7 protein-coding genes are annotated in these 11,004 nt (G+C 72.8%); 2 read left to right on the forward strand and 5 right to left on the reverse strand.

What is annotated here, in order from left to right:
- Positions 1-246 precede the first annotated feature (246 nt).
- From soxR to ACFVHI_RS31380, 3 genes are all read right to left on the reverse strand, one after another.
- On the reverse strand, positions 247-729 hold the full coding sequence (soxR, locus tag ACFVHI_RS31370; RefSeq protein ID WP_350877957.1) for a redox-sensitive transcriptional activator SoxR: 483 nt from the start codon (positions 727-729) through the stop codon (positions 247-249).
- Between the two features lie 263 nt (positions 730-992).
- A complete protein-coding gene (locus ACFVHI_RS31375) occupies positions 993-3,359 on the reverse strand; it encodes an immune inhibitor A domain-containing protein (RefSeq protein ID WP_380345061.1) in 2,367 nt (788 codons plus the stop codon).
- A 160-nt stretch (positions 3,360-3,519) separates the two neighbouring features.
- Positions 3,520-5,610 (reverse strand): prolyl oligopeptidase family serine peptidase, encoded by a 2,091-nt coding sequence (locus tag ACFVHI_RS31380; RefSeq protein WP_208869054.1) that lies wholly within the window; start codon positions 5,608-5,610, stop codon positions 3,520-3,522.
- Positions 5,611-5,692: 82 nt separating this feature from the next.
- On the opposite strand from ACFVHI_RS31380, the gene ACFVHI_RS31385 reads away from it, so the two are divergent.
- Positions 5,693-6,865 (forward strand): aminotransferase class V-fold PLP-dependent enzyme, encoded by a 1,173-nt coding sequence (locus tag ACFVHI_RS31385; protein ID WP_380345063.1) that lies wholly within the window; start codon positions 5,693-5,695, stop codon positions 6,863-6,865.
- A gap of 56 nt (positions 6,866-6,921) precedes the next feature.
- On the opposite strand, the gene ACFVHI_RS31390 is transcribed toward ACFVHI_RS31385, so the two are convergent.
- Positions 6,922-7,284 carry an ArsR/SmtB family transcription factor gene (locus tag ACFVHI_RS31390; protein WP_380345065.1) on the reverse strand — a complete coding sequence of 121 codons (363 nt, stop codon included), beginning with the start codon at positions 7,282-7,284 and terminating at the stop codon, positions 6,922-6,924.
- Between the two features lie 29 nt (positions 7,285-7,313).
- Positions 7,314-7,688 (reverse strand): hypothetical protein, encoded by a 375-nt coding sequence (locus tag ACFVHI_RS31395; protein WP_063346882.1) that lies wholly within the window; start codon positions 7,686-7,688, stop codon positions 7,314-7,316.
- 345 nt (positions 7,689-8,033) lie between these two features.
- Between ACFVHI_RS31395 and ACFVHI_RS31400 the strand changes: the two genes are divergently transcribed.
- The gene (locus ACFVHI_RS31400; RefSeq protein ID WP_063346881.1) at positions 8,034-10,886 is read left to right on the forward strand and encodes an RNA helicase; all 2,853 of its coding nucleotides are present in this window, start codon (positions 8,034-8,036) and stop codon (positions 10,884-10,886) included.
- Positions 10,887-11,004: the final 118 nt, after the last annotated feature.

Below are 11,004 nucleotides of genomic sequence, written 5' to 3' on the forward strand. Positions count from 1 at the left end.
CGGCTGAGGCTGGCTGACCAGAGCCGCCGTACCGCCCAGTTGCCCCCACGCCGGGCGGTACGGCACCCAACGGGCGAGGGACGCGATCCCTCGCCGCAGACGCCCGGTCGGGCGCGGCGGGGAACCTCACGAGGGCCGCGTCCGACCGGGTTCCACCGTGTTCACGGTCAGGCCGTTCTCATGGTCCGACCGTGTTCACGGTTCGGTCGTTCTCAGGGCCCGGCCGTTTTCATGGCCCGGCCGTTTTCACGATCCGGACGGCCCGCCCGCCTCGCCCGCCGTGCCCGGCAGCAGCCGGCGCGGGCCGGGCCCCTCGGCGGCCAGTTCGTCCCCGGGGTTGAGCACCCGGCAGCGGCGCAGCGACACGCAGCCGCAGCCGATGCAGCCGGTCAGCTCCTCCTCCAGCCGCTCCAACTCGGCCCGCCGGGCACGCAGTTGTTCGGCCCAGCGCCGCGAGATGCGGTCCCAGTCGTGCTTGCCCGGCATCCGGTCCTCGGGGAGCCCGGTGAACACCTCGGCCACCTCGGAGAGCGGGATGCCGAGCCGTTTGGCGACCAGGATGAGCGAGATCCGGCGCAGCACGTGCCGCCGGTAGCGGCGCTGGTTGCCCGGCGACCGCTCGGAGGAGATCAGCCCCTGGTCCTCGTAGAAGCGCACCGCCGAGGTGGCGATCCCGGCCCGCCGGGCCACCTCGCCGACGCTCAGCAGGTCGACCGGTGCGGTGTCCATGCCTGCTCCTCGACTCCTGGACTCCTTGACTCCTTGACTCCTTGACTTCAAGTCCTGTTGAAGATCAAGCGTACCGGACGTGGTCGGATCATTCGCTGCGCGGAGCGGTACCACCCCTGCCGAGCAGGACAGTTACCCCCTGGAGTCGGTGCCGAACGGCCTCGTCGGAGGTCGGCGTGAACCGCCCTCCGGGCGCGGTGAGGCCCATGAGCCGGCCCCGGGCCCCTTTTCGTCGGGGGGCCCGGGGCCTTCGCTGGGGGTTCCTACGAGGCCGGGCCGACCCGGACGGTGGTGATCCGCCCGCCCTGGGACTCCCGGACGACCTCGATCCTGGTGTTGGTGTCCGGCACCTTCACCGCGAGCTGCGGGAGGGCCGGGTCGGTGTACGTGCCGGTGTGGTCGTTGAAGACCGGGACGGCCGGCTCGGACGGGATCCGCACCGCGACGCCGCCCTTGTGCAGCGTGAACGCCGTGGTCGGCTTGAGCGAGAACGGCGCGTCGTAGGTCTGCGCCCGTCCGTTGACCAGGGTGCCGTCGGCGAAGCGGACCGCCGCCGGGTGGGCGTCGATCGGCAGGATCAGCCCGCCGCCGGGGTGGTCCTTGGTGTTGTTGTCGCCGTACGCGGTGTCCCACAGCCAGAGCAGGACGCCCTCCTGGTACGGGTAGGTGTCGACGATGTCGGCCTTGCCCGCGACGCCGCTGTACCCGAAGTTGTACGGGCCGGTCTTCAGGAACGCGCCGTAGCCGGTGTAGCGGCGGTTCTCGGCGAGGTAGGCGCGCGGGTGCTGCTTGACGGCGGTGCGGCCGGTGATGACGGTGAAGCCGGTGGCGGTCCAGCCGTTGGCGCCGTTCTCGGCGCCGTCGGCGAAGAGCTCGGTGCCGCCGGCGGTGATCTTCACGGCGTCGACGAGCACGCCCCGGCCGTGGGTGTTGCCGTCCGAGGTGGCGTGGAAGCGCAGCCGGACCTGCTGGCCGAGGTAGCCGTCCAGCGGGAGGTGCAGCTTCCGGTAGGTGCCCGAACTGCCGCTGAGACCGGGGGTGTTTGCGCTGGTGTTGCCGATCGGCGCGCCGTCGACGGTGCCGCCCAGGGCCGTCCAGTGCTTGCCCTGGTCGGTGGAGGCCTCGACGGTGAGGAAGTCGTAGTCCTGCTCGGTGTCGTACCAGGCGGCGGCGTCCAGGGCGGCCGGGCCGGTGGCGGTGCGCAGGTCGACGTCCCGGCTGAGCGAGTTGTCTAGGTTGTCGCCGGTGTCGCTCCACCACTGCCTGGCGCCCTCGTACGGGTCGGCGAGGTCGGTGCTGGTGGTGCTGTCCGGCAGGTGGACGAGCAGCGCCTGGGCCTGGTCGGTGTTGTAGCCGCTCACCCCGAGGGCGTGGCTGGACCGGGTGGCGGCCTGCGCCTCGTCGTAGTCGAGCCAGCCGAACTGGAGCTTGCTCCAGGCGTCGAGGTCGCCCGGGTAGCCGCCGGTGGTGTTCGGCCCCTTGCCCAGGTAGGAGCCGGAGGACATCAGCGACCAGAAGTTGACGCTGTTGTCGCCGCCGCTGGTGCTGTACAGGTCGGGCAGGCCGAGGTTGTGGCCGTACTCGTGGGCGAACAGGCCGACGCCGCTGTTCTCGCCGGCCTGGACGTAGTCGTAGACGTAGAGGCCGGTGTCGCCGACCGGCGCGCCGCCGATCTTGTTGCCCTCCGGGCCGGTCCGGCCGGTCGCGTCGGGGAAGGTCCAACTGCGGTGCGCCCACAGCGCGTCGGCCCCCTGGGCGCCGCCGCCCCAGGTCTCGTCGACGCCGGCGTGCACCACGATGACGTTGTCGAGGTAGTCGTCGGGCTGGTTGAACTCGCCGGTCTTGGTGTGGTCGTAGCGGTCGTAGACGTCGTACTGGGCGAGCTGCGCCTTGATGTCGGCCACACTGCGGCCCTTGGCGATCTCGCCGTCGTACCAGGCCTTGACGGCGTCCCGGATGAACTCCTGCCCCTGGGTCCAGGCGCCGGAGCCCTGCGGGCCCTTGTTGCTGCCGTAGCGGGCCTCGTTGTACGGGACGGTGACCCAGTCGCTGACGGTGCCCTGGACGTCGTAGCGGCCGGAGGACTGGGTGCGGTAGTAGTTGCGCATGGACACGGTGCCGGGCGTGTCGTCGAAGAACATCTTCTGGTAGTAGTCGCGGCTGAAGTCCGGCTCCCACAGCGTGTGGTTGTCGCCCTTGCCCGGCTTGGGGATCTGGTCGTGGCGCGGGCCGGGGGTGCCGCCGTAGCGGGGCTGGCCGTTGTACTGGGTGGTGTTGTCGACCTCGTCGCCGAACTGGGCGAGGATCACGAAGACCTTGTCCGTGCGCTGGTGCGCCAGTTGGACGTAGTCGTTGCCGACCTTCACCTTGGCGGGGGCCCGCTTGCCGGCAGTCTTGGCGACGGAGCCCTGGTTGAGTTGTTCCAGGGCCTTGGTGCGGAGCGCCTGGCGCTCGCGCTCCTGGGGGGCGAGCGGTGCGGGCGGGGCTTCGGCGCCCTGCTCCGCCGGGGCGGCGGCGATCGGGGCGGGGGCGGGGGCGGGGGCGGCGGCCTGGGCGGGGGTGCCCAGCAGGGTGGCGGCTATCGCGCTCGTGGTGAGCGCGGCCGCGAGAGCGGCGGACAGTCTGCGCAACTGACCGGTCCTTTCGGGGGGATGGGGTCTCGGGGTGGGAGTAATCGTCTGGTGAAGCGCAGGTAATATTTCACATGTCACGGGTCACGTGGAAGAGGTGGAGGCAAGGCGAAGGGCGCCGCACCACCGGTGCGACGCCCCTGCCCGCGAATCCGGCGGCTCAGCCCAAGGACGCCCGCAGGAAGGCGAGTTCGGCCTGGGTGACCTGCTCGTTCACCCCGCCCGGGGTCATGTGGGTGACGCCCGGCAGCGGCAGCACGCTGTGCGGCCGGCCGGCCTTGGTGAGCGCCTCGGAGAGCAGCAGGGTGTGCGAGGGGTGGACGTTGTCGTCGGCCAGCCCGTGGATCAGCAGCAGCGGCCGGGTCAGCCCGGGCGCGTCGGTGACCAGGCAGTCGTCGGCGTAGCCCTCCGGGTTGTCCTGCGGCAGCGCGAGGTAGCGCTCGGTGTACGCGGTGTCGTAGTGCCGGAAGTCGGTGGGCGGGGCGCCCGCGCAGGCGGCGTGGAAGACGTCCGGGCGGCGCAGCACGGCGAGCGCCGCGAAGTACCCGCCGTACGACCAGCCGCGCACGCCGACCCGGCCGAGGTCGAGGTCGTGGTGCTGCCCTGCGAGCGCCTGCAGGGCGTTCACCTGGTCGTCCAGTGCCACCTGGGAGAAGCGGCGGAAGATCGCCCGGGTGAACTCCGGCGAGACGAACGGGGTGCCGCGGTTGTCGGTGGTGACGACGGCGAAGCCCTGGTCGGCCCACCACTGGCGGAGCTGCCAGCGGCGCGGCTCGGCCGCCACGGCCTGGAAGCCGGGCCCGCCGTAGACGTCCAGCAGCACCGGCAGCCGGCGGCCGGGGACGTGGTTGCGCGGGTACACCACGGCGGTGGGCAGGCCGAGTTCGGTGACCCGGGCGAGCCGTGGCCGCACCCGGTAGGGGAGGGTGGCGCTCAGGTCGGTGAGTGGCAGCGCGGGGCCGTCGGGTGAGGCGTCGAGCGAGCCGTCGCGCAGCAGTCGGCGCCGGATGCCGTCGGCGTCGGCGGTGGTGAGCAGCAGGGTGCGGCCGGCGGCGAGTGCGGAGTGCACGCCGGGGCCGGTGGTGACGGGTTCGGGTGCGCCGCCGTCCGGGTCGACCAGGTGGACGTACTGGTCGGCCGGGTCGCCCTGGCCGGTCTCGCAGAGCAGCCGGCCATCCAGGTGCCCGACCACCCGGCGGATCTGGAGCCCGGTGGTGTCCAGCGGCTTGCCGTCCAGGGCGAGGCCGCGGGCCTGCGGGGTGTCGTGGGCGGTGAGCAGCCGGCCGTCGGCCAGCCGGGCGGGGGTGCCGGGCAGGTCGTCGACCCAGAACTCGTCGGTGGTGCGGGAGAGTTCGCGGGTCTCGCCGGTGGCCGGGTCGGCGGTCAGCAGCAGGACGTGCTGCTGGAGCCGGTCGGCGACGGTGAGCAGCAGTTCCTGGTCGGAGGCCCAGGTGGCGGCGCAGAGGTACGGGAACGCGGCGGCGTCCCAGCGGAGCCGTACCCGGCTGCGGTCGAGGCCGAGGACCCAGAGCTGGACGTCCGCGTTGGGGCCGCCGGCCTGCGGGTAGGCGAAGTCCTCGGCGGGCTCGCCGGGGTGGGCGGGGTCGGCGAAGTAGCGCCGGGGGAGGGCGGATTCGTCCACCCGGGCGGCCAGCAGCGCGCCGCCGTCGGGGCGCCACCAGTGGCCGCGGGAGCGGCCGAGCTCCTCGGCGGCGGCGAACTCGGCGACGCCCCAGCGGGCGCCGTCGGCGGGGGAGAGCGGTTCGAGGTCGGGGGTGACGTACAGGGCGTCGTCGGCGACGTAGGCGACGCGTTCGCCGCCGGCGTCCGGCCGGGGGTCGAACGCGGGCCCGGCGACGGGCAGTTCGGTGCCGGCGCCGGTGGCGGTGTCGATCCGGAACAGCCGGCCGTCGAGGACGAGGACGGCGGTCGCGAGGTCGGCGGTGGCCGCGTACGTGCCGATGCCGGCGGCGACCAGGCGGGTGCGTTCGCGCAGCCGTCGTTCGACGGCGGGCAGGTCGTCGCGGCGGCCGGTGCGTCCGGGGGCGAGGACCGCCGGGTCGGCGACCAGTCGTTCCTCGCCGGTGGCGGCGTCGAGCAGGTACAGGCGGTCGACCGGATCCTCGGAACCGGTCGAGCGGAGCAGCAGCAGCCGGGTACCGTCCTCGGCGAGGGTGAACGCGCGCGGCGCACCGAAGGTGAACCGGCCGGTGCGGGCGCTGAGCGACAGGAAGGGGTCGGTGATGGTCACGGCCCGATCGTCGTATCGGAGCGCGCCACCCGACCAGTACCCTGTCATGTGAAATGTCACACACCACAATGGGGAGGATGCCGTGATCGAGGACCTGTGGACCGTCGAACCCCCGGCCCCGCTGCCCGCGGCCGACGGACTGTTCGGCGTCTCACCGGACGCGGCGCACCTGAACCACGGTTCGTTCGGCGCGGTGCCCGTCCCCGTGCAGCGGGCGCAGCAGCGGCTGCGCGCCGAACACGAGCTGGACCCGGACGGCTTCTTCGCCGACCTGCCGGCCCGGGTCGGCGCGGCGCGGACCAGGATCGCCGCCGACCTGGCCGTCGACCCGGACCGGCTCGCCCTGGTCTCCAACGTCACCGAGGCGGTCGCGATCGCCCTGGACACCATCCCGTTCGCGCCCGGCGACCGGATCCTGGTCACCGACCACGGTTACGGCGTGGTCACCCGGGCCGCCGAGCGCCGGGCCGCCGAGACCGGCGCCGAGGTGGTCGAGGTCGAACTGCCGCTGGACACCCCCGACGAGCAGGCCGTCCGGGAGGCGGTGCTCGCCGCCGTCGACGAGCGCGTCACCGTCGCGGTGCTGGACCAGATCACCTCGCCCACCGCCCGCCTGATCGCCGGCCCGGGCCTGCTCGCCGACCTGCGCGAACGCGGCGTGACCACCGTCGTGGACGGCGCCCACGCCCCCGGCATGCTGCCCGCCCCGGTCGACCCGAACGCCGACTTCTGGTTCGGCAACCTGCACAAGTGGGCCTTCGCCCCGCGCGGCACCGGCGTGCTCGCCGTCCGCCCGGAGTGGGTGGACCGGGTGCGCCCGCTGACCTTCTCCTGGGAGCACGACCGGGGCTTCCCGTGGAACGTCGAATGGCGCGGCACCTGCGACTACACGGGCTGGCTCGCCGCCCCGGCCGGGTTCGAGCTGCTGCGCGAGCTCGGCCCCGAGGCGGTGGCCGCGCACAACGCCGCACTCGCCGGGTACGGCCAGCGGGTGCTCGCCGAGCGGGCCGGCCTGTCGCCGCTGCCCGCGACGCCGGGGGTCTGGATGCGCTCCGTCCGGCTGCCGGCCGGGTGCGTCGAGGCGGAGCAGGACGTGAAACCGCTGCGGGACGAGGTCTGGCAGCGGCTCGGCACCCGGATCGCGATCCGCCCGTGGGCCGGCGGCGGGGTGCTGCGGGTCAGCGCGCAGCTGTACAACCGGCCGCGGGAGTACGAGCGGCTGGCGGACGGGCTGGCCGACCTGCTGAAGGGCTGACCGGCGCGCGGGGGCCGGCCTGCGCGCGCGGTTATTCCGGGCCGGCTCGCACGTGGCTACTCTGGGCTGGCTCGCTCGGAGCTGGCCCGCTCGGAGCTGGCCCGCAGCTCGGCGAGCAGCAGGTTCTGGTCGGCGAGCAGCCCGGTGAGGATCCGCCGGGCCGCTCGCAGCAGGTCGGCGACGTCGCCGCCGGCCAGCGCGTACACCACCGTGCTGCCCTCCCGGGTGGCGGTGACGATGCCGGACCGGCGCAGCACCGCGAGCTGCTGGGAGAGGCTGGAGGGTTCGACCTCCAGCTCGGCGAGCAGCCCGCGGACGGGCGTCGGTCCGGCCTGGAGCAGTTCCAGCACCCGGATCCGGACGGGATGGCCGAGCATCCGGAAGAACTCGGCCTTGGCCTGGTAGAGCGCTACCGCCACGAGTCCCCCCTTCCCTGGGGTCGGTCCGCTCAGATCTCCAGCGAGAGTTCGATCCGCTTGAGCTGGTGGCGGGCCATCGCGAGGTTGGAGCGGCCGCGGTTGAGCGCCAGGAAGAGGAAGAGGCCGCGCCCGGTGGGCGTGGTGATCGGTCGGACCAGGTGGTACTGGTTGGTGAGGCTGATCAGGATGTCCTCGATCTCGTTGTCGTGCAGGTTGAGCATCTCCATCGCCCGCATCTTGGCGCGGACCACGTCGGTGTTCCCGGCGGCGGCGACGTTGAGGTCCAGTTCGCCGCCGTCGCCGAGGCTGCCGAGCGCCATGCCGCTGCCGTAGTCGACCAGGGCGACGCCGATCGCGCCGTCGATCCCCATGGCCTCTTTGAGGGACGTCTCCAGGTTCGCCATCGTCGGTGTCCTCCCGTGAGTTGGTGGCGGTGGCTCCGCCGTGGCAACGACGGTAGGGAGACCGGCGGCCGTCCACCGGGGATGACCGGAGACGTCCGAAGCTGGTCGGACTCTGATCACTTGAAGATGTTTGCAACTATGGATGTGAGAGGGAAGCGATCCCGGAATGATCCAGTGGCCGATCCTGCGGCCGATCCCGACGCAGGGAAGCCGCGGGGAAAGCCGTACGGAAGCCCTACGGAAGCCGTACGGAAAGTCGCACGGAAAAACGGTGCTATCGATGTCAGTGCCGCCGGGTAACCTCTCGCTGAGATGCGAGATCACACCAACCACACCCGGACGGCGATGAACACCCCTGAGCCCCAGCCCCACGACGACCAGGAGCTCAGCCCCGCCGAGGCGTACGCGGCCAGCCGCCGCCGGGCCAAGGAGCAGGCGACCGCGCTCCACGGCTTCCAGCAGCTGTACGACTTCCCGCTGGACGACTTCCAGCTGGAGGCCTGCGAGGCGCTGGAGGCCGGCTCGGGCGTCCTGGTCGCCGCGCCCACCGGCTCGGGCAAGACCATCGTCGGCGAGTTCGCCGTGCACCTGGCCCTCCTGGGCGGCCGCAAGTGCTTCTACACCACGCCCATCAAGGCGCTGTCCAACCAGAAGTACGGCGACCTGGTCAAGCGCTACGGCGCCGCCAAGGTCGGCCTGCTCACCGGCGACAACACCGTCAACGGCGACGCCCCCGTGGTGGTCATGACCACCGAGGTGCTGCGCAACATGCTCTACGCGGGCTCCAGCACCCTCGACGGCCTCGGCTACGTCGTCATGGACGAGGTGCACTACCTCGCCGACCGCTTCCGCGGCGCCGTCTGGGAGGAGGTCATCATCCACCTCCCCGAGTCGGTCACCCTCGTCTCGCTCTCCGCGACCGTCTCCAACGCCGAGGAGTTCGGCGACTGGCTGGACACCGTGCGCGGCGGCACCCGGGTGATCGTCTCCGAGACCAGGCCCGTGCCGCTGTGGCAGCACGTGATGGCCGGCAACCGGATGTACGACCTGTTCGCCAACCCCGACCGGGACGGCCGCCCCAAGGACGGCCCGCGCAACCCGGGCAAGGCCGTCAACCCCGAGTTGGTCCGGCTCGCCCGCTCCGAGCTGGACCGCAACCCGCGCGACCGGTTCGGCCGCGGCCGGGGCCGCAGCATGCCCAACGGGCGCCCCGGCCGGGTCTGGACGCCGGGTCGGGTGGACGTCATCGACCGGCTCGACGCCGAGGGTCTGCTGCCCGCGATCACCTTCATCTTCAGCCGGGCCGGCTGCGAGGCCGCCGTCCAGCAGTGCCTCAGCTCCGGCCTGCGGCTCAACAAGGACGCCGACCGCGCCGTCGTCCGGGCCTTCGTCGAGGAGCGCTGCGCCGACATCCCCGACGAGGACCTGCACGTCCTCGGCTACTTCGAGTGGCTGGACGGGCTGGAGCGCGGCATCGCCGCACACCACGCCGGGATGCTGCCGCGGTTCAAGGAGGTGGTCGAGGAGCTGTTCGTGAAGGGCCTGGTCAAGGCCGTCTTCGCGACCGAGACCCTGGCGCTCGGCATCAACATGCCCGCCCGCTCGGTGGTCATGGAGAAGCTGGTCAAGTGGAACGGCGAGACCCACGCCGACATCACCCCCGGCGAGTACACCCAGCTCACCGGCCGGGCCGGGCGCCGAGGCATCGACGTCGAGGGCCACGCCGTGGTGCTCTGGCAGCGCGGCCTCGACCCGGAGGCGCTGGCCGGCCTGGCCGGCACCCGCACCTACCCGCTCAAGTCCTCGTTCCGGCCGTCCTACAACATGGCCGTCAACCTGGTCTCCCAGTTCGGCCGGCACCGCTCGCGCGAACTGCTGGAAACCTCCTTCGCCCAGTTCCAGGCCGACCGCTCGGTGGTCGGCATCGCCCGCCAGGTCCAGCGCAACGAAGAGGGGCTGGAGGGCTACCGCGAGTCGATGACCTGCCACCTCGGCGACTTCGACGCGTACATGGACCTGCGCCGCCGGCTCAAGGACCGGGAGAACGAACTCGCCCGCGAGGGCAGCGGCCAGCGTCGCGCGGCCGCCGTCGAGTCGATCGAGCAGCTCAAGCCGGGCGACGTCATCCACGTCCCCACCGGCAAGTTCGCCGGCCTCGCCCTGGTCCTCGACCCGGGCCTGCCGCCGGTCAGCCGCAACGGCCGGGTCGGCCGCCACCCCGACTTCCAGGACGGGCCCCGCCCGGTGGTGCTCACCGCCGAGCGGCAGGTCAAGCGGCTCGCCATGATCGACTTCCCGTACCCGGTCGCCGCCGTCGAGCGGGTGCGCATCCCCAAGTCCTTCAACCCGCGCAGCCCGCAGTCCCGCCGGGACCTCGCCTCCGCGCTGCGCACCAAGGCCGGCCACCTCGAACCCGAGCGGTTCCGCCGGGGCCGCGCGGCCGCCGCCGACGACCAGGAGATCACCCGGCTGCGCACCGAACTGCGCCAGCACCCCTGCCACGGCTGCGACGAGCGCGAGGACCACGCCCGCTGGGCCGAGCGCTACCACCGCCTGCACCGCGACACCGAGGCGCTGGAACGCCGGATGCGCTCCCGCACCCACACCATCGCCCGCACCTTCGACCGCGTCTGCGGGCTGCTCACCGACCTCGGCTACCTGAGCGGCGACACCGTCACCGACGACGGCAAGCGCCTCGGCCGACTCTACGGCGAACTCGACCTGCTCGCCTCCGAGTGCATCCGCGAAGGCGTCTGGAGCGGCCTGGACGCCGCCGAACTCGCCGCCTGCGCCTCGGCGCTGGTCTACGAGGCGCGCCAGTCCGACGACGCCACCGCCCCCCGGGTGCCGGAGGGCGGGGCCAAGGAGGCGCTCGGCCAGATGGTCCGGATCTGGGGCCACCTGGACGCCCTGGAGGAGCAGCACCGGATCAACACCGCCGAGGGCGTCGGCCAGCGCGAGCCCGACCTCGGCTTCGCCTGGGCCGCCCACCGCTGGGCCCTCGGCCACAGCCTGGACCAGGTGCTGCGCGACGCCGACATGCCGGCCGGCGACTTCGTCCGCTGGACCAAGCAACTGATCGACGTCCTCGGCCAGATCCAGGACGCGGCCGGCGAGGACGCCGAACTGCGGCGGACGGCCCGCAAGGCCGTCGACGGCCTGCGCCGCGGCATCATCGCCTACTCCTCGGTGGGCTGACCGCCGAACGCCAGGGGCCCGCCCGTTCACCCCGAACGTGCGGGCCCCTTCGCATGGTTGCTCACCGGTCCAACGGTGGCCCCTTATCGATGACTCGGGTGGGAAGCCGCCAGGCCTG

The organism is Kitasatospora sp. NPDC127121, from assembly GCF_042677305.1.
Taxonomy (GTDB): domain Bacteria; phylum Actinomycetota; class Actinomycetes; order Streptomycetales; family Streptomycetaceae; genus Kitasatospora.